This is a genomic window from Sphingomonas colocasiae, from assembly GCF_019880585.1.
GTDB classification, from domain to species: Bacteria; Pseudomonadota; Alphaproteobacteria; order Sphingomonadales; family Sphingomonadaceae; genus Sphingobium_A; species Sphingobium_A colocasiae.
Genome location: NZ_JAINVV010000013.1, coordinates 179,836 through 206,249, shown reverse-complemented (window position 1 = coordinate 206,249; position 26,414 = coordinate 179,836). Strand labels below are relative to the sequence as shown.

The 26,414-nt window shown below is 65.8% G+C and carries 30 protein-coding genes and 1 riboswitch; of the genes, 20 read left to right on the top strand and 10 right to left on the bottom strand.

What is annotated here, in order from left to right; translation table 11 throughout:
* Window positions 1-12: 12 nt before the first annotated feature.
* Window positions 13-1,686: a thiamine pyrophosphate-binding protein gene (locus K7G82_RS26260; protein ID WP_222992929.1), complete on the bottom strand. Its 1,674-nt coding sequence runs from the start codon at window positions 1,684-1,686 to the stop codon at window positions 13-15.
* 106 nt (window positions 1,687-1,792) lie between these two features.
* Here K7G82_RS26260 and K7G82_RS26255 point away from each other — a divergent pair, with 106 nt between their 5' ends.
* The 16 genes from K7G82_RS26255 to grxD all read left to right on the top strand — a co-directional run bounded on the left by K7G82_RS26255 (window position 1,793) and on the right by grxD (window position 14,605).
* Window positions 1,793-2,707, top strand: a complete 915-nt coding sequence (locus K7G82_RS26255) for an SMP-30/gluconolactonase/LRE family protein (protein ID WP_222992928.1) — start codon at window positions 1,793-1,795, stop codon at window positions 2,705-2,707.
* 2 nt (window positions 2,708-2,709) lie between these two features.
* Window positions 2,710-3,450, top strand: a complete 741-nt coding sequence (locus tag K7G82_RS26250) for a glutathione S-transferase family protein (protein WP_222992927.1) — start codon at window positions 2,710-2,712, stop codon at window positions 3,448-3,450.
* A 242-nt stretch (window positions 3,451-3,692) separates the two neighbouring features.
* Window positions 3,693-4,400, top strand: coding sequence for a CoA transferase subunit A (locus tag K7G82_RS26245; RefSeq protein WP_222992926.1), 708 nt, complete (start codon window positions 3,693-3,695; stop codon window positions 4,398-4,400).
* A 20-nt stretch (window positions 4,401-4,420) separates the two neighbouring features.
* On the top strand, window positions 4,421-5,284 hold the full coding sequence (locus K7G82_RS26240) for a 5'-nucleotidase, lipoprotein e(P4) family (RefSeq protein ID WP_222993059.1): 864 nt from the start codon (window positions 4,421-4,423) through the stop codon (window positions 5,282-5,284).
* A gap of 2 nt (window positions 5,285-5,286) precedes the next feature.
* Window positions 5,287-5,922 (top strand): 3-oxoacid CoA-transferase subunit B, encoded by a 636-nt coding sequence (locus tag K7G82_RS26235; protein ID WP_222992925.1) that lies wholly within the window; start codon window positions 5,287-5,289, stop codon window positions 5,920-5,922.
* Between the two features lie 81 nt (window positions 5,923-6,003).
* A complete protein-coding gene (locus K7G82_RS26230) occupies window positions 6,004-6,999 on the top strand; it encodes an NAD-dependent epimerase/dehydratase family protein (RefSeq protein ID WP_222992924.1) in 996 nt (331 codons plus the stop codon).
* A 74-nt stretch (window positions 7,000-7,073) separates the two neighbouring features.
* Window positions 7,074-7,763 (top strand): glutathione S-transferase family protein, encoded by a 690-nt coding sequence (locus K7G82_RS26225; RefSeq protein WP_222992923.1) that lies wholly within the window; start codon window positions 7,074-7,076, stop codon window positions 7,761-7,763.
* Complete coding sequence (locus K7G82_RS26220) at window positions 7,760-7,999, top strand: DUF6665 family protein (RefSeq protein ID WP_222992922.1); 240 nt, start codon at window positions 7,760-7,762, stop codon at window positions 7,997-7,999. The genes K7G82_RS26225 and K7G82_RS26220 overlap by 4 nt, the downstream gene beginning before the upstream one ends.
* A gap of 102 nt (window positions 8,000-8,101) precedes the next feature.
* Window positions 8,102-8,830 carry a hypothetical protein gene (locus K7G82_RS26215; protein ID WP_222992921.1) on the top strand — a complete coding sequence of 243 codons (729 nt, stop codon included), beginning with the start codon at window positions 8,102-8,104 and terminating at the stop codon, window positions 8,828-8,830.
* A gap of 176 nt (window positions 8,831-9,006) precedes the next feature.
* Window positions 9,007-10,317, top strand: coding sequence for a serine hydrolase domain-containing protein (locus K7G82_RS26210; protein WP_246623885.1), 1,311 nt, complete (start codon window positions 9,007-9,009; stop codon window positions 10,315-10,317).
* 52 nt (window positions 10,318-10,369) lie between these two features.
* Entirely contained in the window at window positions 10,370-11,800 is a 1,431-nt protein-coding gene (gene leuC / locus K7G82_RS26205) for a 3-isopropylmalate dehydratase large subunit (RefSeq protein WP_222992920.1), read from the top strand.
* Window positions 11,801-11,998: 198 nt separating this feature from the next.
* Window positions 11,999-12,595 (top strand): 3-isopropylmalate dehydratase small subunit, encoded by a 597-nt coding sequence (leuD, locus tag K7G82_RS26200; RefSeq protein ID WP_222992919.1) that lies wholly within the window; start codon window positions 11,999-12,001, stop codon window positions 12,593-12,595.
* Window positions 12,592-13,593: an NADPH:quinone oxidoreductase family protein gene (locus tag K7G82_RS26195; RefSeq protein WP_222993055.1), complete on the top strand. Its 1,002-nt coding sequence runs from the start codon at window positions 12,592-12,594 to the stop codon at window positions 13,591-13,593. Before leuD ends, K7G82_RS26195 begins: the two co-directional genes overlap by 4 nt.
* Before the next feature lie 108 nt (window positions 13,594-13,701).
* Entirely contained in the window at window positions 13,702-14,025 is a 324-nt protein-coding gene (locus K7G82_RS26190) for a DUF1476 domain-containing protein (protein ID WP_222992918.1), read from the top strand.
* Between the two features lie 2 nt (window positions 14,026-14,027).
* Window positions 14,028-14,261: a BolA family protein gene (locus K7G82_RS26185; protein ID WP_222992917.1), complete on the top strand. Its 234-nt coding sequence runs from the start codon at window positions 14,028-14,030 to the stop codon at window positions 14,259-14,261.
* Between the two features lie 11 nt (window positions 14,262-14,272).
* Window positions 14,273-14,605: a Grx4 family monothiol glutaredoxin gene (grxD, locus tag K7G82_RS26180; protein ID WP_222992916.1), complete on the top strand. Its 333-nt coding sequence runs from the start codon at window positions 14,273-14,275 to the stop codon at window positions 14,603-14,605.
* A 50-nt stretch (window positions 14,606-14,655) separates the two neighbouring features.
* On the opposite strand, the gene K7G82_RS26175 is transcribed toward grxD, so the two are convergent.
* Genes K7G82_RS26175 through K7G82_RS26165 form a run of 3 tightly spaced genes read right to left on the bottom strand, consistent with a single transcriptional unit; the run spans window position 14,656 to window position 15,762 of the window.
* The gene (locus tag K7G82_RS26175; protein ID WP_222992915.1) at window positions 14,656-15,183 is read right to left on the bottom strand and encodes a tetratricopeptide repeat protein; all 528 of its coding nucleotides are present in this window, start codon (window positions 15,181-15,183) and stop codon (window positions 14,656-14,658) included.
* Window positions 15,184-15,223: 40 nt separating this feature from the next.
* A complete protein-coding gene (locus K7G82_RS26170) occupies window positions 15,224-15,409 on the bottom strand; it encodes a hypothetical protein (protein ID WP_222992914.1) in 186 nt (61 codons plus the stop codon).
* Complete coding sequence (locus tag K7G82_RS26165; RefSeq protein ID WP_222992913.1) at window positions 15,406-15,762, bottom strand: hypothetical protein; 357 nt, start codon at window positions 15,760-15,762, stop codon at window positions 15,406-15,408. The genes K7G82_RS26170 and K7G82_RS26165 overlap by 4 nt, the downstream gene beginning before the upstream one ends.
* 393 nt (window positions 15,763-16,155) lie before the next feature.
* Between K7G82_RS26165 and fsa the strand changes: the two genes are divergently transcribed.
* From fsa to K7G82_RS26150, 3 genes are all read left to right on the top strand, one after another.
* Window positions 16,156-16,809, top strand: a complete 654-nt coding sequence (gene fsa, locus K7G82_RS26160) for a fructose-6-phosphate aldolase (protein WP_222992912.1) — start codon at window positions 16,156-16,158, stop codon at window positions 16,807-16,809.
* A gap of 73 nt (window positions 16,810-16,882) precedes the next feature.
* Window positions 16,883-17,776 (top strand): tyrosine recombinase XerC, encoded by an 894-nt coding sequence (locus K7G82_RS26155; RefSeq protein ID WP_222992911.1) that lies wholly within the window; start codon window positions 16,883-16,885, stop codon window positions 17,774-17,776.
* Complete coding sequence (locus tag K7G82_RS26150) at window positions 17,757-18,446, top strand: phytanoyl-CoA dioxygenase family protein (protein WP_222992910.1); 690 nt, start codon at window positions 17,757-17,759, stop codon at window positions 18,444-18,446. The genes K7G82_RS26155 and K7G82_RS26150 overlap by 20 nt, the downstream gene beginning before the upstream one ends.
* 139 nt (window positions 18,447-18,585) lie before the next feature.
* Here K7G82_RS26150 and K7G82_RS26145 read toward each other — a convergent pair whose 3' ends face one another.
* Entirely contained in the window at window positions 18,586-19,356 is a 771-nt protein-coding gene (locus K7G82_RS26145) for an MOSC domain-containing protein (RefSeq protein WP_222992909.1), read from the bottom strand.
* A 62-nt stretch (window positions 19,357-19,418) separates the two neighbouring features.
* Window positions 19,419-20,285 (bottom strand): helix-turn-helix domain-containing protein, encoded by an 867-nt coding sequence (locus tag K7G82_RS26140; protein ID WP_222992908.1) that lies wholly within the window; start codon window positions 20,283-20,285, stop codon window positions 19,419-19,421.
* 144 nt (window positions 20,286-20,429) lie between these two features.
* On the opposite strand from K7G82_RS26140, the gene K7G82_RS26135 reads away from it, so the two are divergent.
* Window positions 20,430-21,203 (top strand): SDR family oxidoreductase, encoded by a 774-nt coding sequence (locus tag K7G82_RS26135; RefSeq protein ID WP_222992907.1) that lies wholly within the window; start codon window positions 20,430-20,432, stop codon window positions 21,201-21,203.
* On the opposite strand, the gene K7G82_RS26130 is transcribed toward K7G82_RS26135, so the two are convergent.
* The 4 genes from K7G82_RS26130 to K7G82_RS26115 form a co-directional block, all read right to left on the bottom strand.
* Entirely contained in the window at window positions 21,204-22,193 is a 990-nt protein-coding gene (locus K7G82_RS26130; RefSeq protein ID WP_222992906.1) for a L,D-transpeptidase, read from the bottom strand.
* Between the two features lie 66 nt (window positions 22,194-22,259).
* On the bottom strand, window positions 22,260-23,027 hold the full coding sequence (locus K7G82_RS26125; protein WP_222992905.1) for a hypothetical protein: 768 nt from the start codon (window positions 23,025-23,027) through the stop codon (window positions 22,260-22,262).
* 69 nt (window positions 23,028-23,096) lie between these two features.
* The gene (locus K7G82_RS26120) at window positions 23,097-25,169 is read right to left on the bottom strand and encodes a TonB-dependent receptor domain-containing protein (RefSeq protein WP_222992904.1); all 2,073 of its coding nucleotides are present in this window, start codon (window positions 25,167-25,169) and stop codon (window positions 23,097-23,099) included.
* A 162-nt stretch (window positions 25,170-25,331) separates the two neighbouring features.
* Complete coding sequence (locus tag K7G82_RS26115) at window positions 25,332-26,234, bottom strand: homoserine O-succinyltransferase (RefSeq protein ID WP_222992903.1); 903 nt, start codon at window positions 26,232-26,234, stop codon at window positions 25,332-25,334.
* A gap of 41 nt (window positions 26,235-26,275) precedes the next feature.
* A riboswitch (SAM-I-IV-variant riboswitch) is annotated at window positions 26,276-26,383 on the bottom strand.
* Window positions 26,384-26,414 lie beyond the last annotated feature (31 nt).

The following is a 26,414-nucleotide window of genomic DNA, read 5'->3' as shown; positions in this document are numbered from 1 at the left end:
GGAGCCTTTCGCCTATTGGCCGCGTGACTTGCGGCCGGCGGCCTGGACCTTTTCGAGCGTGTTGCCGCCCGCGCCGATATGCTGGACGTCGGTTTTCAGATGGAGCAGCCGTACGCCCTTCAGCGCGCGCGCCTTTTCCAGCGCGGGCGCGAATTGCTCGGTGGTCTCGACGGTGTCCGCCCATGCGCCGAACGCGCGGGCGAAGGCCGCGAAATCGGGATTGACCAACTGCGTGGCGGAGACGCGATCGGGATATTCGCGTTCCTGGTGCATGCGGATGGTGCCATAGGCGCCATTGTCGATCACCAGCACCAGCATGTCGCAGCCATAGCGGACCGCCGTCGACAATTCCTGGCCGTTCATCAGGAAATCGCCGTCGCCGGCCAGCACGATCACCTGGCGATCACGATGGCGCAACGCCGCCGCGACGCCGGCGGGCAGGCCATAGCCCATCGCCCCGGCCGTGGGCGCGAGCTGGCAGACCGGCCCCGCATAATGCCAATAACGATGCCACCAGCCCGAAAAATTGCCCGCGCCGTTGCAGATGATCGAATCGCCCGGCAGCGTCTCGCGCATCGTCTTGACGCACTGGCCAAGGTCGAGCGCGGCGCCGTTGGGCTGAATCGTCGACCATTCGAGCCATTCGGCATGTGCCTGCTTGCCGGCATCGAAATCGAGCAGATCATCTTCCCATTGCGCTGCCAGCTCGGCGAATTCGCGCATGTCCGCGCAGATCGGCAGGCAGGTCTTGTAGACGCTGTTGAGTTCATTGGGATCGGGATGGACATGGACGAGCGTCTGGCCCGGATGGTCCGGCGTGATCAGCGTATAGCCGTCGGTGGTCGCCTCGCCCAGGCGCGGGCCGACCACGATCAGCAGGTCCGCCTCGCGGATCCGCTGGAGCAATTTGGGGTTGGGGCCATAGCCGAGATTGCCCGCCCACACGCCGCTGTCGTTGGGGATCGCATCCTGCCGCCTGAAGGCGCAGGCGACGGGCAGGCCGATCCGTTCCGCCCATTGCCGGAAATAATGCGATGCGCCCTCATCCCAGCCGGCGCCGCCGACGATCGCGACGGGCGAGCAGCTATCCTTCAGCAGATCGACCAGCGCCATCATCGCTTCGGGATCGGCGGGCTGGGCGGGGGGCACGATGCGCGGGCGGTCGATCGCTTCCACCGCATCGGTCAGCATATCTTCCGGCAGCGCGATCACGACGGGGCCGGGGCGGCCCGACATCGCCACCGCATAGGCGCGCGCGACATATTCGGGGATGCGCCGCGCGTCGTCGATCCGCGTCGCCCATTTGGCGAGCGGCGAGAACATCGCGGTGAAATCGACTTCCTGGAATGCCTCGCGGTCGCGGTCGCCGCGCGAGACGTCGCCGATGAACATGATCATCGGCGTCGAATCCTGCATCGCGACATGGACGCCGATCGAGGCATTGGTGGCGCCCGGCCCGCGCGTGACGAAGGCGATGCCCGGCCGTTTGCAGAGCGCGCCGTCCGCTTCCGCCATGAAGGTGACGCCGCCTTCCTGACGGCAGACGATCGTCTCGATTTCCGGCGTGTCGTGCAAGGCGTCGAGGACGGCCAGGAAGCTTTCTCCGGGAACGGTGAAGATACGATCGCAGCCCTGGGCCACGAGCTGATCGACCAGGATGCGGCCGCCGGTTCTGAGTGTCGTCATGCCAGCATGTTTAACCCGGTCCGGCCTTTGGTCCAGCCCCGATCAATTGAGTCTGGACCGGTGGCGCGGACGCGGTCCAGAATGACGCCGGAACGAGGGAGGAATCATGCGGATCGTCGCCGACGGATTGCGTTTTCCCGAAGGGCCGGTGGCGTTGCCCGACGGCAGCGTCGTGCTGGTCGAGATCGCGGCCGGGCGCATCACCCGGATCATGCCGGACGGCGGCAGGCGCGTCGTCGCGGAACCGGGCGGCGGACCCAACGGACTGGCGATGGGGCCGGACGGCAAGCTTTATTGCTGCAACAATGGCGGTTTCGGCTGGGTCGAGGCCGATGGCCTGCTGATGCCCCATGGCACGCCACCCGATTATGAAGGCGGGCGGATCGAACGGATCGACCTGGAAACGGGCGCGGTCGAGACGCTGTATCGCGACGGCGATTTCGGCTGCGCGCTGCGCGGGCCCAATGATATCGTCTTCGACGCGGATGGCGGCTTCTGGTTCACCGATCATGGCAAGAACGGCGCGCGTGCCCGCGACGTCACCGGCGTTTTCTACGCGAAGGCCGACGGGAGCCATCTGGAGGAGGTGATCTTCCCGCTGGAAAACCCCAACGGCATCGGCCTCTCGCCCGATGGGGCGACGCTCTATGTCGCCGAAACCTATACCTGCAAGCTCTGGGCGTTCGCGGTGACGGCGCCCGGCCGGATAGCGAAGGTGCCGGGGCTTTCGGGCGGCGGCGGGCATTTTCTCCATTCGCCCGCCGGCTACACCTATTTCGACAGCCTAGGCGTTGAGGCGGGCGGCAATATCTGCGTCGCGACGATCGGCGCGAGCGGCATCACCATCGTCTCGCCGGCGGGGGAGTCGGTCGATTTCGTGGCGACCGACGATCCCTTCACCACCAATATCTGCTGGGGCGGATCCGACATGCGCACCGCCTATATCTGCCTGTCGGCGACCGGGCGGCTCGCGGCGATCGATTGGCCGCGTCCCGGTCTGAAGCTCAATTTCCAGGACTGACCATGCTCATCATCGGCAATCACGTATCCCCCTATGTCCGCAAGGTGCTGGTGGCGCTGGCGCTGAAGGGCGTCGATTATGAGATCGACCCGATCGTCCCCTTTTTCGGCAATGACCGTTTCAGTGAGATCAGCCCGTTGCGGCGCATCCCCGTGATGATCGATGGCGATCTCACGCTCTGCGATTCGACGGTGATCTGCGAATATCTCGACGACGCCTATCCCGGTCATCCGCTCAAGCCCGCCGATCCCGCCGATCGGGCGCGGGCGCGCTGGATCGAGGAGTTCGCGGACAGCCGGCTGGGCGACCTGATGATCTGGCGATTGTTCTTCCAGAAGCGCGTCAAACCCTTCGTCTTTCGCGAGCCGACTGACGAGGCGCTGGTCGCGCGGACGATCGAGGCGGATTTACCGGCGGCGTTCGATTATCTCGAGCCGTTGATGCCGCCGGCGGGCTGGTTGTTCGGGGATCGGCCGGGCATCGCCGAGATCAGCCTGGCCGCCTTTTTCCGTAACGCCGAACTCGCGGGCTGGACCTTCGATGGCGCGCGCTGGCCGCTGCTCGCTGCGCTTGTCGGCAGGACGGCGGCCCTGCCGGCTTTTCAGGCGTTGCGTCCTTGCGAAGACGTGCTTCTGCGGACCCGGCCGTTGGAGCAGCGCGCCGCGCTGGCGGAACTGGGCGTGTCGATTGCGGCGGAAACCCATGGCGGCGAGCGGCCAAGGCCGGGGATCATGCCGATCTGAGAGTCTGTTTGGAAATGTGCGGAAGAGCATATTTCCAAGGCCGCACCGGTCCACTCCGCCACCCGGCCTCCCAACGGCAGTATCTTCTGGGAGGCCGGGTGGGGGAGTGGACCGGTGCGGCCCTGAATCGGCCTTTTACGATTGCATTTTCTGCAATCGTGGTTGCACAGCCGTCCAATTGACCGGTCACCGGCGGCCCGCCTATGGCGGGCGTCAGGGAAAAATTCTCTGGAGAGGCGCACATGAATAAGCTTTATCCCGACGCCGCAGCGGCGCTCGATGGCCTGTTGTTCGATGGAATGACCCTGTGCGCCGGCGGCTTCGGCCTTTGCGGTATTCCGGAGCGTCTGATCGACGCCATCCAGGCATCGGGCGTCAAGGATCTCACCATCGCCTCGAACAATGCGGGCATCGACAATGAAGGCCTCGGCAAGCTGCTGCGCAGCCGTCAGGTCAAGAAGATGATCGCCTCCTATGTCGGCGAGAACAAGGAATTCGAACGGCAATATCTGTCGGGCGAACTCGAAGTCGAATTCTGCCCGCAGGGCACGCTGGCCGAGCGCTGCCGCGCCGGTGGCGCGGGCATCCCCGGCTTCTATACCAAGACCGGCGTGGGCACGCTCGTCGCCGAGGGCAAGGAAGTGAAGACCTTCGACGGCGAGGACTATGTTCTCGAACGCGGCATCCGCGCCGACCTGTCGATCATCAAGGGCTGGAAGGCCGACGAGGCCGGCAACCTGATCTTCCGCAAGACCGCGCGCAACTTCAACCAGCCGATGGCGACGGCGGGCAAGATCTGTGTCGCCGAAGTCGAGGAAGTGGTGCCCGTCGGCAGTCTCGATCCGGACAGCATCCACCTGCCCGGCATCTATGTGAAGCGTCTCATCATCGGCGCGCCGTACGACAAGAAGATCGAGTTCCGCACGGTTCGCGAGCGCGAAGCGGCGTGAACTGGGCGCCGGCCGCGGCGATGCTGGCCTGCGTAGCCGCGCTTGGCGGCTGCGCGACCGCCGGCCCGTCGACGCCCTCGGCGCCGGTCGCGGCCTTGCCGTCGACGCCCGCGCCGGGCTTCCAATATCTGTACGGCTCGGGCGAGGCGGGCGCGCTTTCGATCCAGGCGTTCCGCGCCTTGCTCGACCACGTCTCCGCGCAGGCGAAGGCCCGGCCGAAGGACAGCGTCGTGCTGGCCGATGGCGCGACGCTCGATGCGCCGGTTTTCGTGCCGTGCAATGACAAGCCCTTCGCCGTGGTGTTCGACGTCGACGAGACGCTCGTGCTCAATCTCGGTTTCGAGGAATGGGATGCACGGCGTGGTGGTGGGCCTTTCGACAGCGCGATGTGGGATCGCTGGGAGAAGACCGGGGCGGGCGCGGTTTCGCCGGTGCCCGGCGCGGTGTTCGCGGTCAACGCCCTCCGCGCGCAGGGCGTTGCGGTGGTCTTCAACACCAATCGCGCCGCCGTCAACGCGGCGGGCACGGTGGCGGCGATCAGGGCGGCCGGACTGGGCGACGCCGTTCATGGCGAAACGCTGTTCCTGTCGGGCGACGATGCCATGGGATCGCGCAAGGATGGCCGCCGCCGGACGATTTCAGCACGCTATTGCGTCCTTGCGCTGGGCGGCGACCAGCTCGGCGATTTTTCCGATCTGTTCAACACGATCAGATCGGTGCCCGATCGGCGCATGGCGGCGATCCGGGGCCGGATCGCGCAACTCTGGGGTGCCGGCTGGTTCGCCTTGCCCAATCCCGTTTACGGAAGCGGCCTGAAAGGCGGCTTCGAAGACATATTCCCTGCGGACAAGAGGTGGGCCGAGCCCGCCGAAAAGGAGAAGTGAGAATGGCCTGGACCCGTGACGAAATGGCCGCGCGTGCCGCCAAGGAGCTGAAGGACGGCTTTTACGTCAATCTCGGCATCGGCATCCCGACGCTGGTCGCCAACCATATTCCCGAGGGCGTCGAAGTGACGCTGCAGTCGGAGAACGGCATGCTCGGCATCGGCCCGTTCCCCTATGAGGACGAGGTTGATCCCGACCTGATCAACGCCGGCAAGCAGACGATCAGCGAATTGCCCTCGTCGGTCTATTTCTCGTCGTCGGACAGCTTCGCAATGATCCGTGGCGGGCATATCGACCTGACCGTGCTCGGCGCGATGGAGATTTCACAGACCGGCGACATCGCCAACTGGATGATCCCCGGCAAGATGATCAAGGGCATGGGCGGCGCGATGGATCTCGTGGCCGGCGTCAAGAAGATCATCGTGGTGATGGAGCACAACTCCAAGGCCGGCGATCCCAAGTTCATCCCGGAATGCACGCTGCCGCTGACCGGCAAGAATGTCGTCGACATGATCATCACCGATCTGGCGGTGTTCCAGCGCCCCGATCACGACAGCCCGTTCAGGCTGGTCGAACTGGCGCCCGGCGTGACGCCTGAGGAAGTGGCCGCGAAGACTACCGCCAACTACGTCCAGTAAAGTGGGCGGGCAGTAAAGTGGGCAGGCAGTAAAAGGGCAGGCCGGGTTCCGCCCGAACGAAGACACGGTTAGGAGAGCGCCATGCGCATTCTCCTGACCGGATCGTCGGGCTGGCTCGGCCGCTTCCTCGCACCCCGGCTGCGTGCGGCGGGGCACCGCGTGACGGGCCTGGACGTCGCGCCCGGCGCGGACACCGATATCGTCGGTTCGGTCGCCGATCGTGCGACGGTCGATCGCGCTTTCGCCGATCATGGCATCGAAGCGGTGATCCATGGCGGCGCGCTGCACAAGCCCGATATCGTCCTCTATCCGGCCCAGGCGTTCGTCGACGTCAACGTCACCGGCACGCTCAACCTGCTCGAAGCGGCGGTGGCGGCGGGCAATGACCGTTTCGTCTTCACCTCCACCACATCGCTGATGATCTCCGCGTCGATCCGCGCGGGCAAGGGCGGCGGCGCCCGTGAAGCGGCGTGGCTGACCGAGGAGATGGCGCCGCTGCTGCCGCGCAACATCTACGGCGTCACCAAGCTTTCGGCCGAGCATCTCTGCCGCCTCCATCATCTGGAGCATGGGCTCAACATCGTTGTGCTGCGCACCGGCCGCTTCTTCCCGGAAGACGACGACATGGCGCATGAGATCGCCGAGAACGGCCCCAACACCAAGGCGAACGAGTTCCTCAACCGGCGCCTGACCGTCGAGGATGCGGCGGACGCGCATGTCGCCGCGCTCGATCGTGCGCCGACGCTGGGCTTCGAGACCTTCATCGTGGCGGCGCCGACGCCTTTTCTTCGCAGCGATTGCGCCGCGCTGATCGCGGATGCGCCGTCGGTCGTCGCGCGCTATTTCCCTGAAGCGGAAGCGCTTTATGCCGCGCGGGGCTGGACTTTTCCGGCGCATATCGATCGCGTCTATGCTGCGGAAAAGGCGGAGCGGCTGCTTGGCTTCCGCTGCCGGACCGATTTCGCTGCGATCCTGGCCGCGCTGGCGGATGGTGCGCCGCTGCCCTTCGCTCACGATCCCGCCTATCTTTCGCCTGGAGCAAACCGCGCGACACCGATGTCGCGCGGTCTGCTCTAGGTGTTTGTGGCCGCATCGTTTTATGCGGAAAACCGGTTCCCACTTTTCCGCACGATGCTCTTGAAGGAATTGGCATGCGCTACACGCTGATCACCGCCAATCGCAATTATTCGAGCTGGTCGCTCAGGCCCTGGTTGCTGATGCGCATGTTCGGCATCGCGTTCGACGATCGGATCGAACCTTTCACCAGGCCCGACAATTACGAGGAATTCAGGCGTTTTTCGCCGACCGGGCAGGTGCCCGTGCTGATCGATGGCGACCGCACGATCTGGGATTCGTTCGGCATCGCGCTCTACCTTGCCGAGCGGCACGATGGCGTCTGGCCCGCCGACGAGGCCGCGCGCGCCTGGGCGATTTGCGCGACGGCGGAGATGCATGGCGGCTTCGGCGCGCTGCGCAACGATTGCACGATGAATGTCGGCGTCCGTGTCGTTCCCAAGCCGATGAGCGACGCGCTCGCGCGCAATGTCGCGCGGATCGGCGAACTCTGGGCGGAGGGGCTGGAGCGTTTTGGCGGCCCCTGGCTCGCCGGCGACGCCTTCACCCTGGTCGATGCATTTTACGCGCCCGTGGCCTATCGCGTGCGGACCTATGATCTCGATGTCGGCGCGGCGGGCCGTGCCTGGGCCGATCGCATCATCGCGCTGCCGGCGATGCGGGAATGGGAAGCGCAGGCCTTGGCCGAAGCGTGGCGCGAGGAGGGCCATGAGGCCGAACTGGCCGCCTGCGGCGCCATCGTCGCCGATCACCGGGCCGGCGCATGATCGTGCCCGGCCGCAAATCGCTCGGCGATGCGGCGCTGGGGGCGCTCGAAGCCGAACTGCTCAACGAAAAGGTCGAGGCGCTGGGCCGCGCCGGGCGCGCGGCGCAGGATGCGCTGAAGGCGCTAGCCGATGGCGATGCCGATCTGCGCGAGGCACGGCTCGACACCGCGGCCGGCAAGGTGTGGAACTTCATGGTCCAGCGCGAGCTTCGCGGCTTCGCCAACGCGATGCGGTGATCGCGGATCTCGAGGTTCCACCCGAGGTGGTCGCGCGGCTCGGGATTGCGCCGGGAAAGCCCATATTATAGCATTCATGCCGCAATCCGGGGGGAGGGCGACATGGCGACGATGGCAGGCAGGCCGCGCGGTGGGATGACCGCGGAACGGCGCTTCTTCACGATCATGGCCGGGATCATACTGGCCTCGACCTTTATCGGCTTCATGCCGAGCTATTATCTGCGCGGCATCGCGCCGCCCTATTTCCCGTTCCCGCCGATGACGCTGCTCGTCCATGTGCATGGGCTGGTCTTCTCGGCCTGGGTGATGCTGTTCATGGCGCAGACCACGCTGGTGGCGGCGGGGCGCGTCGATCTCCATCGCCGGCTCGGCATGTTCGGCATGGTGCTGGTCGCGCTGATGATCCCGCTGGGCATCTGGGTGGGACTGGCGGGCGTCGGTCGCCCGACATCGCCGCCGGGAATCGATCCGCTCTCTTGGGCGGCGATGCCGCTCATGGACGTGCCGGTGTTCGGCGGGCTGATCATCGCGGCGCTGATCAATCGCCGCGATCCGCAGATGCATAAAAGGCTGATGCTGATCGCCATGATCGACATGCTTCAGCCCTCGATGGGGCGGATGCCGTTCCCGTCGCCGATGATCGGCACGTTCCTGCCGATGCTGTTCCTGCTGCCACTGTTCGTCTGGGACTGGAAGACGCGCGGGCGCATCCATCCGGCGACTTTGTGGGGCAGCCTGATCGTTGCTGCGGTGATGATCGTCCGGCCAATGATCTGGACGACGCAGCCGTGGATGGACTTCGTCCGCTGGGCGTCCGCCGTCGCGATCTAGCCGTCAAAGCGATGAGCCGAGTCGATTGCGCGGTGAAGCGCGGCATGGGCGGGGCGGATCGTCTTCGCTCCGCTTGGCAAGTCTGTGGATAAAAGCTTAGGATTCGAGCCGTCTGATAGAGCCGCAAAGGGCCAGGGTGTCGCTTGATTGATAGGAAGGTCCCCGGGGGTCGCCGCTTGAGATACGGATTGCCGCTCATTCTGGGCGCCGTCGCGTGTGGCGCGATCTACAGCTTCGTCAATGGCGGGCCGACCCGCGCGGCGGATGGCGCGGATGCGCAGCCACCGTCATTCTCCTACACCGCCGCGCTTTCGCCGGCGGCTGCGATCACCTCAGGGCCGCAGCGCATCGACTATCGTTATATCGACCAGCGCCTCACGCGGCTGGCCGGCAGCAAGGATATGGTCGGGGTGGCGATCGCGATCGTCGAGAACGGCCAGATCAGCTTCGTCAAAGGCTATGGCGTCACGCAGATCGGCACCGCCGATCCGGTGACGCCGACCACTGTTTTCCGCTGGGCGTCGCTGTCCAAGGGGGTCGCCGGCACGCTTGTCGCCGAACTGGCGCGCGAGGGGCGGTTGTCGCTCGACACGCCCGTGTCGCAATTCCAGACCACCTTGCGCCTGCCCGGTGGCGCCGAGGACCGCGTGACCGTGCGCGATCTGCTGTCGCAACGCACCGGCGTCGTCCGCAACGCCTATGACGAGAAGCTGGAGGAAGGGCAGGATCCAAAGCTGATCCGCGCATCGCTGGCCCAGTTGCCGGCATTCTGCTCGCCCGGCCAATGCTATACCTATCAGAATGTCGCCTTCGACGCCGCGAGCGAGGTCGTTCAGCGCGTCACCGGGCGGCCTTATGGCGATGTCGTGCGCGACAAGCTGTTCCTGCCGCTGGGCATGACCAATGCCAGCGTCGGCCGGGCCGGGCTTGAAAGCGCGCCGAGCTGGGCGCGGCCGCATCGCAGCCGTGGCCAGATGCTCCAGACCAAGGACGCCTATTATCGCGTGCCGGCGGCGGGCGGCGTCAATTCCTCGATCTTCGATCTCGCCAAGTGGATGCGCGCGCAGATGGGCGGCGCGACCGCCGTGCTGCCGTCAGCCCTGCTCGACGAGGTTCACGCGCCCCTGGTCGCGACGCCGCCGCACGGACCGCGCGGCGAGGCGGATCGCGCGCTCAACGCCCATGCCTATGGCCTTGGCTGGCGCGATTTCTCCTATGCCGGGCACCGTCAGGTCGGCCATCGCGGCGCGGTGGACGGCTATCGCTCGCTGATCCTGTTCGATCCGGTCGAGCGGACGGGCATCGCGATGCTCTGGAATTCGCACAGCAGCAAGCCGGTCGGGCTCCAGCTCGAACTGCTGGACATGTTGTACGGCTTGCCGCGTCACGACTGGATGAAGCTGGACGAAAAACCGGCGGGTCCGGCGGTCACGGTCGCGGCGGCATCGGTCTCGACCTCGCCCGGGCGGACCGGCGGAGGCCGGTGATCCGGCGCACTGGCCACTTGCCCATGCGGCAAAGCGCGCTATGGCCGGACGCATGACCCAAGCCCGCACCCTGTACGAGAAGATCTGGGACGCCCATGTCGTGGAACGCCGCGACGACGGCACCTGCCTGATCTATATCGATCGCCATCTGGTTCATGAAGTGACCAGCCCGCAGGCCTTTGAGGGGCTGCGCGCAGCCGGCCGTCCGGTGCGCCGCCCCGATCTGACGCTTGCGGTGCCCGATCACAATCTGCCGACCACCGCGCGCGTCGACGCGGCGGGCCACCGCCTGCCCATCGCCGATGCGGAATCGGCCGGGCAGCTCGCCGCGCTCGAGCGCAACACCGCCGAGTTCGGCGTACCCTATATCGACGCGGTCGCGGAGCGGCAGGGCATCGTCCATGTCGTCGGCCCCGAACAGGGCTTCACCCTGCCGGGCTGCACCCTGGTGTGCGGCGACAGCCACACCGCCGCGCACGGCGCGCTGGGCGCGCTCGCCTTCGGCATCGGCACCAGCGAGGTCGAGCATGTGCTGGCGACGCAGACGCTGCTGCTCAAGCAATCGAAGAGCATGGAGATCCGCGTCGACGGCACGCTGGGCTTCGGCGTCAGCCCCAAGGACGTGATCCTGGCGATCGTCGGCCGCGTCGGCGCGGCGGGCGGTACGGGCTATGTCGTCGAATATACCGGGTCGGTGATCCGCGACATGTCGATCGAGGGTCGGTTGAGCGTCTCCAACATGGCGATCGAACATGGCGCGAGATCCGGCCTGATCGCGCCCGACGAGAGGACCTTCGCCTATCTGAAGGGGCGGCCGATGGCGCCGACCGGCGCGGACTGGGACGCGGCCGTCGCCTGGTGGAAGACGCTGCCGACCGATCAGGGCGCGCGCTACGACCGTGTCGTCATTCTCGACGCGGCGGAGATCGCGCCCAACGTCACCTGGGGCACCAGCCCCGAGGATGTCGTGCCGGTGACCGGCATCGTTCCCGATCCCGAGAGCTTCGCCGACGCGTCGAAGCGCGAAGCGGCGCAGAAGTCGCTCGACTATATGGGGCTGTCCGCCGGCCAGCGCCTGCAGGACGTCGCGGTCGAGAACATCTTCATCGGAAGCTGCACCAACAGCCGGATCGAGGATCTGCGCGCCGCCGCCGCGATCCTGCGCGGCCGGCATATCGCGTCGGGCATCAAGCAGGCGCTGGTCGTGCCCGGATCGGGACTGGTGAAGCGCCAGGCCGAGGCCGAAGGGCTCGATCGCGTCTTCACCGAAGCGGGCTTCGAATGGCGCGAGCCGGGTTGTTCGGCATGCCTGGGCATGAATCCGGACAAGGTGCCGGCGGGCGAGCGCTGCGCCTCCACCTCCAACCGCAACTTCATGGGGCGGCAGGGTCCGGGCGCCAGGACGCACCTGGTTTCGCCCGCGATGGCGGCGGCGGCGGCGGTGACGGGCCGGCTGAGCGATGTGCGCGAGTTGATGGGATGATGCCGATATGGCATCTGAACGGGCAAGGGCGGCATGCCGGAACCCGTCGAACAGGGGACGGATGATGAAGCGTGTGATGATCTTGTTGTTCGGCGGCGCATTGCTGAGCGGCATCGCGGCCTATGCGGCCATGGCGAAAACCGAGCCGCGCAAGCCGATCGAGAAGGCGCCGGCCGTTCCAGGGACGCCGAACTGAGCATGAAGCCTGTCTCCACGATCGAAGGGCGGGCCTATCCGTTGGGCCTGAAGAATGTCGATACCGACATGATCATCGCGGCCGCATGGCTGAAGACGATCAGCCGGGCGGGGCTGGGCGCGGGCGCGTTCGAAGCCCTGCGCCGCGAGCCGGGCAATGTGTTCGACGATCCCGAATATGCCGGCGCACCGATCCTGATCGCGGGCGACAATTTCGGCTGCGGCTCCAGTCGCGAACATGCCGCCTGGGCGATGCTCGATCGCGGGATCACCGCGGTGATCGCACCGAGCTTTTCCGACATTTTCTCGAGCAACGCGTTCAAGAACGGCATGCTCGCGGTCGTGCTGCCGCAAGAGGCGATCGACCGGCTGATCGAGGTCGCCAAGACCGATCCGATCCATATCGATCTGGACAACCAGACGGTGACGACGCCGTTCCAGGACCGTTTCGTCTTCGAGATCGACCCGTTCCGCAAACATTGCCTGGGCAATGGCCTGGATGAAGTGGGGCTGACATTGGCGATGGACGCGAAGATCTCCGCCTATGAACAGAATGTCGCGGCGGACCGCCCATGGGTGGCCGGGGCGGTCGCGGCATGAAGGCGCTGCTCTCCACAGCCGTTGGCGGCCCCGAGACGCTGGTGGTCCAGGATCGTCCCGATCCGGTCGCGGGCCCCGGCCAGTTGCTGGTTTCGGTGCGCGCCTGTGCCGTCAATTTCCCCGATGTGCTGATCATCGAGGACAAATATCAGTTCAAGCCGCCGCGCCCTTTCTCGCCTGGCGGCGAGATCGCCGGCGTGGTAGAGGCGGTCGGCGAGGGTGTGACCGGCTGGGCGCCCGGAGATCGCGTCATGGCGGTCTGCGGATCGGGCGGCATGGCGGAGAAGATCGCGATTCCGGCGGTCAGCGCCTATCGCCTGCCCGAGGGACGCAGCTTCGTTGACGGTTCGGCGCTGTTGCTGACCTATGCGACCACCATCCATGCGCTGAGCGATCGCGGCCGACTGAAGGAAGGCGAAACCCTGCTGGTGCTGGGCGCGGCTGGCGGCGTCGGTCTGGCGGCGGTCGAACTGGGCAAGGCATTCGGCGCGCATGTCGTCGCCGCGGTGTCGAGCGAGGAAAAGGCGGCGGCGGCGAAGCGCGCCGGGGCGGACGATGCGCTGGTCTATGGCCGTGGGCCTTTCGATCGCGATGCCTCAAAGGCGCTGGCCGATGCCTTCAAGGCCAAGGTCGGCCCCAATGGCGCCAATGTGATCTATGACGCGGTCGGCGGCGATTATTGCGAACCGGCATTGCGATCGATCGCATGGGAAGGCCGCTATCTGGTCGTCGGCTTCCCCGCCGGCATTCCGAAGCTGCCGCTCAACCTGACCCTGCTCAAGAGCTGCGACGTCTGCGGCGTCTTCTGGGGCGCCTTCGCCGCGCGCGATCCGCGCGCGAACCAGGCGCATGTCGCGCGGCTGTTGCGGCTGTGGGACAGCGGCCAGATCTCGCCGCGCGTCACCGCGACCTATCCGCTGGAAAAGGGCGGAGAAGCGATCGCGCGCATGGCCGCGCGCGACGTGATCGGCAAGGTGGTCGTCACCATCGGGGACTGACGCTTCGGCATCAGGCCTATCGCATTTCAATCCGCCCCGCCCGTTGCGGTTGCGGCCCGTCGCCCCTATGTCCGGTGCGACAGCCTACACGCCAGATAAGGATCGCCCATGACCACTTTCGACGATCGCGAACGCGCCTTCGAGACCAAGTTCGCCCGCGACGAGGAAATGATGTTCCGCATCACCGCCCGCCGCAATCGCCTGGTGGGTCAGTGGGCGGCCGAAAAGATGGGCCTGACGCCCGAGGAAACCGACGCCTATGCCAAGGCCGTCGTCCAGGCGGATTTCGAGGAAGCCGGCGACGAGGACGTGATCCGCAAGCTGCTGGGCGACCTGACTTCGGCGGGGCTCGAGATCGACGAGGCCGGCGTGCGCGTGGCGCTTGAGGAAAAGACGGTCGAAGCGCGCCGCCAGCTGATGGAATCGCAGTAATCATGCCGATGGCGGCTGAAGATATCGAGGCGATGATCGTGGCCGCGATCCCCGACGCCAGCGTCGAGATCACGGATCTCGCGGGCGACGGCGATCATTATGCGGCGCGCGTGGTGAGCGCGAGTTTCCGGGGCCTGCCCCGGGTGAAGCAGCACCAGGCCGTCTATGCCGCGCTGGGCGGCCGGATGGGGGGCGTGCTGCACGCGCTGCAACTCACCACCGTGGCGCCCGATTGAGGAGTAAGGACATGACCGACGACACCCGCGCCCGCATCGACGAACTGGTGAAAGCCAATCCGGTGCTGCTGTTCATGAAGGGCACGCCGCTTTTCCCGCAATGCGGCTTTTCCAGCCGCGCGATCGCGATCCTCGACCATATCGGCGTCGATTATGAAACCGTCGATGTGCTGCAGGATCAGGGCATCCGCCAGGGCATCAAGGATTATTCGGACTGGCCGACGATCCCGCAGCTTTATGTGAACGGCGAATTCGTCGGTGGATCGGACATCATGATGGAGATGTACGAAGCCGGCGAACTCCATGCGCTGTTCGCGGACAAGGGCCAGGCGGCCGCAGGCTGAGTCATCCTCACCCGTCATTCCCGCGTACGCGGGAATGACGGTAGTGCGCCCTATTGAAGCCCCAGCCCCCGGCTGTTGAGCGCTGCCATGGCGCGGGGATTGCCCTTGGCGGCGGAGGCGCGGAACCATTTGACGGCCTCGGTCTCGTCTTTCTCGACACCTTGGCCGCCGGCATAGCAGATCGCCAGATTGTACATCGCTCCGGCATGGCCGCGTTCCGCCGCGAGCCGGAACCAGCGCGCGGCTTCCACCCGGTCCTCGGCGATGCCGCGACCATTATAATAGCTGTTGCCGACATTGAGCATCGCGCCGGAATTGCCGCGTTCAGCCACTTTGCGATACCAGCGCAACCCTTCCGCCTCGTCCTTGGGAACGCCGCGCCCATCGGAATATTTGGCGCCGAGATAGAACATCGCCGCGGGATCGCCCGCTTCGGCGCGGGGCAGCAGCGACTGGACGGGGGTATCGATCGAAAGCGCGCCGGGCTTTGCACCACCCTTCGGCGCGCCGGTCTGCGCGGCGGCGGGTGGCTGGACGGCCAGCATGGCGAGAATCAGGATCGGGATAGGCCGGGTCATCGAAGCTCCGGCGCGATAGAAGACCTCCGCCGATGCCCTGTCAATCGTGGCGCAGGCGGCGCGGCGTCTCGGCGATCGCCACCAGCGGCATCGCGATGGTGAAGGCGAGCACGCCCATCAGGGCACCGATCAGCGGATCACCGAGGGCATCGCTGATCAGGAAGGCGAACAGCGCGGTTGCGGCGGCGGCGATCAGGATGCCGCCATGCGATCTGATCGTGCTCATGGCCGGATCGCTTTCGTGACATAGGCGGCGAGCGCCGACAATTGACTGCGGGTATAGCCCGCCGAAAGGAAGCCCGCGCGTTCGTCGTCGCTGGCTTTGCCGCCACCGATGCGCAACAGAACCGCCATGCGGCGCAGCGCTTCCAGTCGCGGATCGGCGAGCCGGTTCGGGCGGCGGATCTTGAAAAAGGATTCGATCAGCCGGCGGAAGCGCCCGGGCGCGGACAGGCTTGCCGCGCCGTCGCTGCGCGCCAGGGCGATCACCGCCCATTCATGGCCCTGGAACGCGGCCTGCGATACGACGCCGGCGACCGCCGGGGAAAGGCGTGGCTGAGCGAAATCGAGAAAGGCCATTGTCCGGGTCCTGTTTGGGATCGGCCCGGCCGGAAGGGGGGAACCGGCCGGGCCTATGGGCCTGATCGTTGGAGGTGGAAGCGTTTTGCGCTTCCACCGAGAACGTGAATCAGGCCCTCTTTTTGGTTGAGACCTTGATCACTTCGGGCTGGCCAGCCCGAAGTGATCAAGGTCTTGGGGGCGCTCCCTTAATAGCGCCGCTCCGATTGTTTCAGTAGATGGGCATTCGGATACTCACCGTTTCACATTTTTATCTGATGACTGGTGGCATCTGTATTATTTGTGTAATACACTATGCCGGTGCCGTCAAGCGATCACCAGGAGTTTTGGCGGCGCGCGCGCGGACGCCTATAGGGAGGCATCGAATCAGCCTGTGTTTGGGAGCCCCCGTTCATGAAATTCTTCGTCGATACCGCCGATACCAAGGAGATCGCAGATCTGGCCGCGACCGGCCTGCTCGACGGGGTCACCACCAACCCCTCGCTGATCCACAAGGCGGGCCGCGATTTCCTGGAAGTCGTCAAGGAGATTTGCGAGATCGTCCCCGGCCCGGTTTCGGCCGAAGTGGTCGCGCTCGACCATGAGACGATGATGAAGGAAGCGGAAATCCTCCGCAAGATCGCCGACAATGTCGCGGTGAAGGTGCCGCTGACCATCGACGGGCTGAAGACCTGCAAGGCGCTGACCGGCGACGGCACCATGGTCAATGTCACGCTTTGCTTCTCGGCCAATCAGGCGCTGCTGGCGGCGAAGGCGGGCGCGACCTTCATCTCGCCCTTTGTCGGCCGCCACGACGATGTCGGCTATCCCGGCATGGAACTGATCGCCGATATCCGGCTGATCTACGACAACTACGATTTCGAGACGGAGATCCTCGTCGCCAGCGTGCGCAACCCCATCCATGTGCTGGAAGCCGCGAAGATCGGCGCGGACGTGATGACCGCGCCTCCCGCCGTCATCCGCCAGCTCTTCAATCATCCGCTGACCGACAAGGGCATCGAGGGTTTCCTGGCCGACTGGGCGAAGACCGGCCAGAAGATCGGCTGACGAGCCGCCGCCACGCGGACGCGATCGACAAGTTCGGCGTGACGGCCGCGGATAGTCCGGGCATGGAGTGCATGTGGAAAGCCATGCACTCATCCCGCGCTGGCGCGATCACCTGGCGCATGGGCGCCGGCGTTCGGCGCATACGGTGCGCGCCTATGTGGCGACGGCCGAGCGGCTGATCGCCTTTCTTCAGGATCATCGCGGCGGCGCGGTCGATGCGGCGATGCTCGCATCGGTCGAGGCCGCCGATCTGCGGGCCTTTCTCGCGCTGCGGCGCGGCGACGGGATCGGCAATGCCTCCGCCGCGCGCGAATTGTCGGCGGTGCGCGGCTTTCTGGCCTTTGTCGCCGGAGAGGGCGGGGCGCCGCCGCGCCTGAAGGGGCCGCGCGTCAAGAAAGGCATTCCAAGGCCGGTTTCGCCCGACGAGGCGGTGGCGCTCGCGGAGGATGTGGCGGGGCAGGCGCGCGAGCCCTGGATCGGCGCGCGTGACTGGGCGGTGCTGATGCTGCTCTATGGCGCGGGTCTGCGCATCGGCGAGGCGATGGCGCTCACCGGTGCGGTGCTGCCGCTGGGGGAGACATTGAGCGTTACTGGCAAGCGCGGCAAGACAAGGATCGTGCCGTTGCTGCCCCAGGTGCGGACCGCCATCGATGAATATCTGGCGCTGTCTCCGCACATGGCGTCGAAGGATCAGCCGCTGTTTCGCGGGCGGCGCGGCGGGCCGCTCTCGCCGGCGCTCGTCCGCCGCGCGGTGCAGGGCGCGCGCGGCCGGCTCGGCCTGTCGGAGCGCACGACGCCGCATGCGTTGCGCCACAGCTTCGCGACGCATCTGCTGGGGCGCGGCGCGGATCTGCGCGCGCTTCAGGAACTGCTCGGCCATGCCAGCCTGAGTTCGACCCAGATCTACACCGCCGTCGACGCCGCGCATTTGATGGACGTCTATCGCAATGCGCATCCACGCGCCTGACCGGCTGCCGACGCTGGATGTCGATGGCGCGGCCTTGCACGCCTGCGCGGTGGGCGACGATGTCCTGGGCGGGCTGGAACGCCTTGGCGCAGCTTTGCCCGTGGACCGAGCCGGGATCCGTCTGCACGGGCGGGACGGGCTGGCCGAATTGCTGGCGCCCTCCACCGAAATCGGCGCCGTCGCGGCATCGACGCTTGGCGCCGCCGCCCGGCCGGTGCGCGCGATCCTGTTCGACAAGCACCGGGATGCCAACTGGTCGCTCGCCTGGCATCAGGATCGCACCATCGTCGTGCGCGATCGGGTCGACGTTCCGGGCTACGGCCCCTGGACGATCAAGGCCGGGCTGCGGCATGTCGCGCCGCCCTTCGCCTTGCTCGAACGCATGGTGACGCTGCGGGTGCATATCGATCCGGTATCGTCGGACAATGCGCCGCTGCTGATCGCGCCGGGATCGCACAGGCTGGGCCGGATCGCGGAAACGGATATCGACGCGGTCGTGGCATCGTGCGGGACGCTGGCCTGCCTCGCGGGTCGCGGCGACATCTGGGCCTATTCGACGCCGATCCTGCACGCATCGGACGCGGTGCGCGCGCACGGTCGGCGGCGGGTGCTCCAGATCGACTATTCGACGGACGAACTCGATGGCGGGCTGGAATGGTTGGGGGTCTGAGGCCGGACGTCGTTAGAGCAGCATCCGGAAAAGTGGGAAACCGATTCTCCGCAAAAACGATGCGATCACAAGCATCTGGAGCGGGTTTCGTGATCCGGATCTTGCGCTGCCCGCTATGGAAATTGGCGAAAGTCCTTCGTCACTTGCTTGCGTTCCGTGCATCGACGCCGTCGCCCGTCGCGATCCGCGTGGTGCCGATCGCATCGATATAGACGCCCATTGCGTTCTGCCCGAACTGCCGACGCAACAAGGCCGGCAGATCTCCATCGATCCGGGCCGTCGCCAGATCCACATTCACTGCCGCGCAGCGGGAGATGGCGCTCATGACGCCGAACCGTCCGCCGCCAATGGCGATCTCGTCGCCAGCCTTCCAGGATCGTTCATGCCATGCAGGCAAGCCGGACACATAGATATTCGCGCGAAAGCGGAGCGGATCGATCGGTTTGCCGAATGCAGCGGACAGCGCGTCGACGCTGGCGAGATTGACGATCGACAGGCAGTCCTCGCGGATATCGGAGAACATATGGCTGTCGGCGGTGACCAGCCGGAGCGGTCCCTTGGCACGGTCATCGACGAATTCGGTGATGAAATGATCGAACCGCGCAACGTCCTCGCTCTGCCGAAGCGAAATATCGAGCACGGCCGCACCGTCGCATTGCAGCGTCAGGCGTTCGGCGCCGTCGCTGAAATCGGCGGTGAGCGCAGCGAGCCCGGGATGGGTCATCAGTGTCGCGAATTTCACCTTGCTCAGATGTTCGGGTGCCCGCGGATCGAACGCGGTGCCGGCCAGCGCGATCGCATAGGCGCGGTCTCGCGCGATGCCGCGCCCGGCTGCGACCTTTGTGCTGTCGAGCTTCTCGCTGCCCAGTCCCTTCACGGGGTAGCGATAAATGCCTGCGATCCTGGCCATGAAGTCTCCCTGATATTCGAACGCCGTCATATGCCGCTGACCGGCCACCTTATGTCTCCGCTCTATCGGCGTTGCACGGCACGGTAGCGCGATGGGGGGACGCCGAAATGGCGGGCGAAGGTCGTTGCGAAATGGCTGGGTGTGGCAAAGCCGACGGCCAGCGCGATATCCGTCACGCGATCGTCGGTTTCATGCAACAGATGGGTTGCCTGTTCGAGCCGCGCCCTCAGGATATATTGCCAGGGCGTCAGTCCGAACCCGTCCGTGAAGGCGGCTGTGAAGCGTCGAACGTCCATATCGACAAGCGCCGCGAGCGACGACAGCGAATGATGCGTATCCAACTGGTCGCCGATCGCCCCGGCAAGGATGGTGAGATCGGCCGGCGAAAGCCGGCGCTTGCCGGCACGGGCATTGCGGCTGGCATGATGTTCGCGCAGGTGCAGGTGCACAGCGTCGGCGATGGCATGGGCCGCCATCCGGGCGAGATCGTCATCGGGCCGCTCGATCAGGTCGGAGAGTCTCGCCGCCGCGCCGAACAGGAAATCGTCCCGGTGGCGCACGCGTGCCTTGATTGGAGTATCGCCAAGCATGGTCGCCGGAATGGTCAGCTCGACGAACCGGGCATGTTCGCCCTGCGCCAGCGCGGCATAACGGCATCCGGCCGGGATTATCCATAGGTCGCCGCGCGACGGGATGGCCCGGCCCGAGGGACCGATGGAGAAGGTGCAGTCCATGCGGTCGAGCCGGCCATCGAGATGGGCGACGATGGTGTGGTGCTCCTCTTCGAAGCACCAATCGGTCGCGGCGCGGAGATTTTCGGTCGCCGCGACGATACCGATGCGGCCGATCCTGGCTTCACGGCGCCTGACCACCGCGCGCGGCAGGCGGGGGCGGCGGCCGTCCCAGACCTGCAGGGGCGTTTCGCGCAAGCACATCCTCCTCATATCGATGGTGGAGCTTCGCCAGATTACGAAGATTCGCCGGAATACGGAAGCGAACGCGATGGATCCGCCCTAGTTTTTCGCTGTGCCGCGTCATCGGGAATGGCCGGCGGAACGATGGAGGGTTGAGCGATGGTCGATCATGGCATTGGCGGAAAAACGGTTCTTGTCGCCGGCGGAGGCAAGAATCTCGGTGGCCTGATCGCGCGTGACCTGGCGGAGCATGGCGCCCGCGCCGTCGCCATCCATTACAACAGCGCGGCCTCGGCCGCCGCTGCGGAGGAAACGGTGGCGGCGATCAGGGCCGCGGGCGCCGCAGCCGCAGCCTTCCAGGCCGATCTGACATCGGCGGCCGCCGTCGAGAAGCTGTTCGCCGACGCCATCGCCGCTGTCGGCCGCCCCGATATCGCGATCAACACCGTCGGCAAGGTGCTCAAGAAGCCGCTGACCGAGATCGGCGAGGCCGAATATGACGAGATGGCGGCCGTCAACGCCAAGACCGCTTTCTTCTTCCTGCGCGAGGCCGGCCGCCATGTGAACGACAACGGCAAGGTCTGCACGCTGGTGACCTCGCTGCTCGGCGCTTTCACGCCCTATTATGCCGCTTATGCGGGCACCAAGGCGCCGGTCGAGCATTTCACGCGCGCGGCATCGAAGGAGTTCGGCGAGCGGGGCATTTCGGTGACCGCGATCGGGCCGGGGCCGATGGATACGCCCTTCTTCTATCCGGCCGAGGGCGAAGACGCCGTCGCCTATCACAAGTCCGCCGCCGCCTTGTCCGCTTTCTCGAAGACCGGCCTTACCGATATCGCGGATATCGTGCCGTGGATCCGGATGCTGGTGTCGGACGGCTGGTGGATGACCGGCCAGACCATCCTGGTGAACGGCGGCTACACGACCAAGTGATCAGGGGATGGGAGCCACGGCATCCATGATGGTGAGCCTGTCCAGTGGGTTGGCGCCGACGCGGGAATCGGTGACAAGGATCGTCGTGCCCGGTCGAAGCTCGCGTCGCACCAGCGCGTAGAATTGCCGGGGCAGGTGAACGCGGTTGATCACCGCTTCATCGACCTCGACGCCTTCGTCCCCGACATGGCCCGGCAGGCCGACATACATCCAGTGCGGCTTGCCGTCCTTCTCGACCAGGGTGATCACATGCGATCCCGGATCGTCATCCGCGATCCGGGCGATGCTGCGGCCGATCTCGGTGCCGTTGCGCAGCACGACCACGCGCTGGTCGAGCTTCGACACGATGATGGTGAGCGGCCCTTCCGGCGCCAGCGCGGGCGACCAGCGATATTCCTCGCCGTCGAGCGGACGATGTTCCGCCGGCGCGCCTTTCGCGTCGAAGGCGGCCAGCAGGCTGTTGGTGCTGGTCCGGACATGATCGGCGGCATTGCCTTCGACGACGACGGTGATGCCGAGAGAGGTGATGCCGAAGAGTTCGCGTGCGAATTCATAGGGCAGGTGCACGCAGCCATGGCTTTCGGGATAGCCCGGCAGGCCGCCGGCATGCAGCGCGACGCCGTCCCAGGTCAGCCGCTGCTGAAAGGGCATGGGCGCGTTGTTGTAGGTGCTCGATCTGTGCTTCGCGTCCTTCTGCAGGATCGTGAACACGCCCGTCGGCGTCTCGTGCCCGTCCTTGCCCGACGATATCGTCGATGCGCCGATGCGGATTCCGTTGCGATAGACCAATGCGATCTGCCGCGAGAGATCGACATAGACCAGAACCGGGCCGCTCGGCGCGACCTGGGGTGCCCAGACCCATTGGCCGGGCTTCAACTGATCGATCCTGCGCGCGAGCTCCGGCGCCGAGCTGACCTTTTCGCCCTGCGCCTGTGCCGCCGCCGGCCACGCCAGCATCGCCGCCGCCATGATGATCGATCCGCGTCGCATTGGAGTCCCTCAATGTGATCACGCATCTGTGGACTGAAACCATGGTGCCGGGCAATCCGGGTTCGATTAGCGCGGTTCGCCCATGATCACATAGTCATGGCCGCAGGCGATGCCGTCTTCGCGCGCGATGAGGTCGCACGCCACCGCGCGCAAGTTCTCGCCATGCGCCGTCAGTGCATCGGCGAGGCGCCGATCCTCCAGCCCCGCCAGGCGGGGTGCGCACATGTCGATCTGGCTGTTCACGAAACGCTCGCGGTAGCGGATGGGGAAGCGGCGCGCGGTGACGGCGCGGAAACCCGACGCCTCGAGATGATCGACCACCCATTGCGCGGGATATTCGCGATAGGGGCGCTCGCCGGCCAGCATCAGGCAGGTGTCGCGGAAGCGGCCGATCTCCCAGATCGCGCGGCCGCCTTCGTCATCGGGGCGAACGCTCACATAGGGTTCGACGCCGACGATGTAGAGCCGGCGGCGTGTGAGCGGTCGCAGCCGCGCGAAGAGGCGGTGCTGGAAATAGGGGGCGAACCCCTCGATCGCGCCGAGCAGATAATCGGCGAGCACGGTGTCGTAGCACTCGCCCGCCAGCAGTGCATCATCGGCCCAGTTGCCGAGGATGATCCGGTCCTGCGGTCGGCGACGCGCATCCACGGCATCGCGCACCTGGATCGCATGCCCCTCCGCGCCCGTCACTGCGGTCCAGCGCTCGGTGGCGAGCGACGCCACCCAGCGGATCGAATGCGTGCCCGTGCCCGCGTCGAGAAAGGATCCCCAGGGCGTTTCGCCCTGGAGATCCTCGATGAAGCGGAACGGGCCGTTCGCTGTGGTTGCCGGCATTCGGGGCCGGAGCGATTTGTCGTTCGATGGAATCATCGAACGACTCGAAAATCGCGGTAAAACATTGCCCTAGAATGCCGCCCTGAGCCCGAACACGACATTGCGCCCGCGCAGCGGCGACGCATCCTTGATGAACGATGTGTGGTTATAGGCGAGGGCATTGGTCAGGTTGGTGCCGCGCACGAACAGTTCCGCGCTGTTGTCCGATCCCAGGTCCAGCCGATAGGCAAGCGTCGCGTTGAGCATGTCATAGCCCGGCGTGCGGGTTTCGAACGACGCGATCCGATCCTGAGAGAAGACACGGTAATATTCGGCGTTGGCGGTGATCGGCCCCCATTGTCCATCCAGACGGCCACCCAGTCGCCCGGCCGGGATGCGCGGCAGGTCGCCGCCGCCGTTCTTCAGCTTCGCACGCACATAATCGCCGAAGACGGCGGCGGCGATGCCGGGCGTGATCTGGTGCCGGATCTCGCCATCCACGCCTGTGAATGTCGCGTCCGCGCCGACATAGCGGATCAGGCGGAAATCCTCGAAACTGTCGAGCGTCTGGGCGTAGATGTAATTGTCGAAATCCTGATGATAGGCGCCGATCGTGAAGGTCGTCGCACCCGTCGTCTTGCGCAGCGTGAGGTTGACCGATTTCGCGGTTTCCTCGTCGAGCGACACTTTCGATGCGAAGCGCGCATTGCCCGTCACGATGCCGATCTCATACGTGTTCGTCGCCAGGTGGACGCCATTGGCATAGAGTTCCTGCACGCTCGGCGCGCGCTGCGACCGGGCGAGCGACAAGGCCACCGAATAACCGTCCGCCACATCCCAGATCGCCGCGGCGGAGAGCGAGAAGGGCGCGTGCTTCGTCGTCGGATACCGCGCGTCGGCGGGTTCGACGCGCTGCCATTCCTTGCGTGCCGCCGCTTCCAGGCGAACCGGGCCGAGTTGCAGCGTTTCCATCAGGAACAAGGCGGTGCTGCGCGTATCGGTATCGATCAGGAAGGCTTCCTCGCCCAGCGCGCTGAAATCGCTTTCGGATCGCTGCACGCCGATCACGCCGCGCAGGCCGCCGATCGGCTTGTGCGTCAGTTCGAAGCGCAGGTCGTGCGCCTTGTTGCGGAAGGTGGTCGCCACCTCGTCATGTTCGATCTCGTCATGCTCGTAATCGGTGAAGGACAGGCGGAAGCGAACCTTCTCGATCCCGGGCAACGGGTCTTCGTAATCGCTGCGGATATCGAAGCGCTCGCTCCTCAATTTCACGAAGGGGATCTCGTCTTCATGATCATGGTCGTGATCATGGTCATGATCATGCTCGTCATGGCTGTGACCGCCGCAATGCAGGCTGGTGCCATGGGGATGGCAGTCCTCATAGTCATGGCTGTGGCCGGGCAGGCCATATTCGCTGCGCTGGCGCGTATAGGCGACGCCGAGATAGCCGCGCGGCCCGATCCATGCGCCACCCGCGCTGAAGGTGGAAGTGTCGTTGTACGATCCGGCGACGCGGCGCGATCCGAATCCGCCGGGCACGCGATAATCGTCGCTGTTGCGATGGACGCCCTCCACCCGGAAGGCGAAGGGGCCGACGCCCGCGGTGATGCCGCCCACCAGTGACCGTTCCTTGTCGCCGGTGCCCAGCCGTCCTTCGACCGCGCCCGACAATCCATTGGCGGGCAGCGCGGTCGGCACCTTCTCGTCGAGCAGGTTGATCGCGCCGCCGATCGCGCCGCTGCCGTAGAGCAAGGTTGCGGGGCCGCGCAGCACCTCGATCCCGCGCAGCAGCAGCGGTTCGGTGACGACCGTATGATCGGGCGATATGGCGGAGGCGTCCTGGATGTTGGCGCTGTCGGACAGCGCCTGCACGCGCGGCGAGGTCTGGCCCCGGATCACCGGCCGGCTGGCGCCGCCGCCGAAATTCTCGAAATTGATGCCCGGCTGCCCCGCCAGCGTCTCGCCCAGCGTGGCCTGGCGGCGATGGATCAGGTCATCCCCCGTCAGAGACAGCACCGGCGTCGCGGTCTGATCGGCGGTCTGGCCGAGCGCCGATGCGGTGATGACGATGTCGCCGTTGTCGCCGCCATCGGCCGCCATCGCGAGGCCCGGTGCGAACGCGAGCGTGGAGGCGGCGGAAAGGCGGAGGATATGGAGATGCACGATTTTGCCCCGTTTCTGTTTTCAGACAGTGAGGCCTGCTAAGGGATGTTATAATATAACACAACCTCATTTGGTCGTGCGCGAAGGGCGAGTGATCGAACCTTGTCTCGTGCGGTTTTGTCCGCCGTCATCCGCAACGCGCGGAATGACGGCGGAAAAAAGTCAGAGCTCGAACGGCGTGGTCTGGTAGATCTGGTTGATCCAGTTGCCGAACAGCAGATGGGCATGGCTGCGCCAGCGATTCTCGGGCGTCCGCGTCGGATCGTCCGATGGGAAATAATTCACGGGAACCGGCACGCCGGGCGTGACGCTGCTATCGCGATGATATTCGTCGGCCAGGCTCGTCGTGTCATATTCGACATGGTTGAACATGTGGAGCGAGCGGCGCCGGGGGTCGTCGAGCAGGCACAGCCCGGTTTCCTCGCTTTCGGCGAGCACGGCCATGCCGCTGTCGCCCGGAATGTCGGCGCGGCGGACCTCGGTCCAGCGCGAGACCGGAATCGAGAAATCGTCGGAGAAGCCGCGCAGATAGGGGGATGCCGGCTGGAGATTCCGGTGCCGGAAGATGCCCGAAGCCTTTGCCGGCAGCTCATATTTGGGCAGGCCGTGGAAATGATGGACCGCCGCCTGCGCCGCCCAGCAGATGTTGAAGCAGCTATGGACGTGCGTCTGCGTCCAGTCGAGGATGCGGCGCATCTCGTCCCAATAGGTCACCTCCTCGAAGGGCAGCCGCTCGACCGGTGCGCCGGTGATCACGAACCCGTCGAAACGCTCGTCGTTCACGTCCGCCCAGGGGCGATAGAAGGACGCCATGTGATCGGCCGGCGTATTGCGCGCGACATGCTCGGTCAGCCGCACGAGCGTCAGTTCCACCTGCAGCGGCGTCGCGCCGATCAGCCGTGCGATCTGCGTTTCGGTGCTGATCTTGTTGGGCATCAGGTTGAGCAGCCCGATCCGGAGCGGACGGATATCCTGGCGGATCGCGTCGGCTTCCCGCATCACCATCACGCCTTCCGACTCCAGCGTGCGGAAAGCGGGCAAATCGTCGGGAATCTTGATCGGCATCGTCACGCATGTCCTTCAACTGAGAGGACAGACGCTCGTGGCTTGATCCGCTTCGTTGCCGGCTCGGCCACATCCTCCCTTGCGGGAGCGCCACCTTGCCCGGATAGGCAGGTTGGCGTTGGGCGTCGCCCCAACTCTTGATGTTGGCGCCTATTTAGGGCGGGATGTCGGGATTGGCAA

Excerpts from the sequence above, each read along its gene's own strand:
- K7G82_RS26195 (WP_222993055.1), top strand. The coding sequence starts at position 12,592 with ATGAAGGCGCTGCTCTCCACAGCCGTTGGCGGCCCCGAGACGCTGGTG.
- K7G82_RS26235 (WP_222992925.1), top strand. The coding sequence starts at position 5,287 with ATGGCCTGGACCCGTGACGAAATGGCCGCGCGTGCCGCCAAGGAGCTG.
- K7G82_RS26220 (WP_222992922.1), top strand. The coding sequence starts at position 7,760 with ATGATCGTGCCCGGCCGCAAATCGCTCGGCGATGCGGCGCTGGGGGCG.
- K7G82_RS26115 (WP_222992903.1), bottom strand. The coding sequence starts at position 26,234 with ATGCCGATCAAGATTCCCGACGATTTGCCCGCTTTCCGCACGCTGGAG.
- K7G82_RS26130 (WP_222992906.1), bottom strand. The coding sequence starts at position 22,193 with ATGCGACGCGGATCGATCATCATGGCGGCGGCGATGCTGGCGTGGCCG.
- grxD (WP_222992916.1), top strand. The coding sequence starts at position 14,273 with ATGACCGACGACACCCGCGCCCGCATCGACGAACTGGTGAAAGCCAAT.
- K7G82_RS26190 (WP_222992918.1), top strand. The coding sequence starts at position 13,702 with ATGACCACTTTCGACGATCGCGAACGCGCCTTCGAGACCAAGTTCGCC.
- K7G82_RS26185 (WP_222992917.1), top strand. The coding sequence starts at position 14,028 with ATGCCGATGGCGGCTGAAGATATCGAGGCGATGATCGTGGCCGCGATC.
- K7G82_RS26170 (WP_222992914.1), bottom strand. The coding sequence starts at position 15,409 with ATGAGCACGATCAGATCGCATGGCGGCATCCTGATCGCCGCCGCCGCA.
- K7G82_RS26250 (WP_222992927.1), top strand. The coding sequence starts at position 2,710 with ATGCTCATCATCGGCAATCACGTATCCCCCTATGTCCGCAAGGTGCTG.
- K7G82_RS26240 (WP_222993059.1), top strand. The coding sequence starts at position 4,421 with ATGCTGGCCTGCGTAGCCGCGCTTGGCGGCTGCGCGACCGCCGGCCCG.
- K7G82_RS26165 (WP_222992913.1), bottom strand. The coding sequence starts at position 15,762 with ATGGCCTTTCTCGATTTCGCTCAGCCACGCCTTTCCCCGGCGGTCGCC.
- K7G82_RS26150 (WP_222992910.1), top strand. The coding sequence starts at position 17,757 with ATGCGCATCCACGCGCCTGACCGGCTGCCGACGCTGGATGTCGATGGC.
- K7G82_RS26145 (WP_222992909.1), bottom strand. The coding sequence starts at position 19,356 with ATGGCCAGGATCGCAGGCATTTATCGCTACCCCGTGAAGGGACTGGGC.
- K7G82_RS26230 (WP_222992924.1), top strand. The coding sequence starts at position 6,004 with ATGCGCATTCTCCTGACCGGATCGTCGGGCTGGCTCGGCCGCTTCCTC.
- K7G82_RS26125 (WP_222992905.1), bottom strand. The coding sequence starts at position 23,027 with ATGCCGGCAACCACAGCGAACGGCCCGTTCCGCTTCATCGAGGATCTC.
- leuD (WP_222992919.1), top strand. The coding sequence starts at position 11,999 with ATGAAGCCTGTCTCCACGATCGAAGGGCGGGCCTATCCGTTGGGCCTG.
- fsa (WP_222992912.1), top strand. The coding sequence starts at position 16,156 with ATGAAATTCTTCGTCGATACCGCCGATACCAAGGAGATCGCAGATCTG.
- leuC (WP_222992920.1), top strand. The coding sequence starts at position 10,370 with ATGACCCAAGCCCGCACCCTGTACGAGAAGATCTGGGACGCCCATGTC.
- K7G82_RS26255 (WP_222992928.1), top strand. The coding sequence starts at position 1,793 with ATGCGGATCGTCGCCGACGGATTGCGTTTTCCCGAAGGGCCGGTGGCG.
- K7G82_RS26225 (WP_222992923.1), top strand. The coding sequence starts at position 7,074 with ATGCGCTACACGCTGATCACCGCCAATCGCAATTATTCGAGCTGGTCG.
- K7G82_RS26215 (WP_222992921.1), top strand. The coding sequence starts at position 8,102 with ATGGCGACGATGGCAGGCAGGCCGCGCGGTGGGATGACCGCGGAACGG.
- K7G82_RS26260 (WP_222992929.1), bottom strand. The coding sequence starts at position 1,686 with ATGACGACACTCAGAACCGGCGGCCGCATCCTGGTCGATCAGCTCGTG.
- K7G82_RS26135 (WP_222992907.1), top strand. The coding sequence starts at position 20,430 with ATGGTCGATCATGGCATTGGCGGAAAAACGGTTCTTGTCGCCGGCGGA.
- K7G82_RS26175 (WP_222992915.1), bottom strand. The coding sequence starts at position 15,183 with ATGACCCGGCCTATCCCGATCCTGATTCTCGCCATGCTGGCCGTCCAG.
- K7G82_RS26245 (WP_222992926.1), top strand. The coding sequence starts at position 3,693 with ATGAATAAGCTTTATCCCGACGCCGCAGCGGCGCTCGATGGCCTGTTG.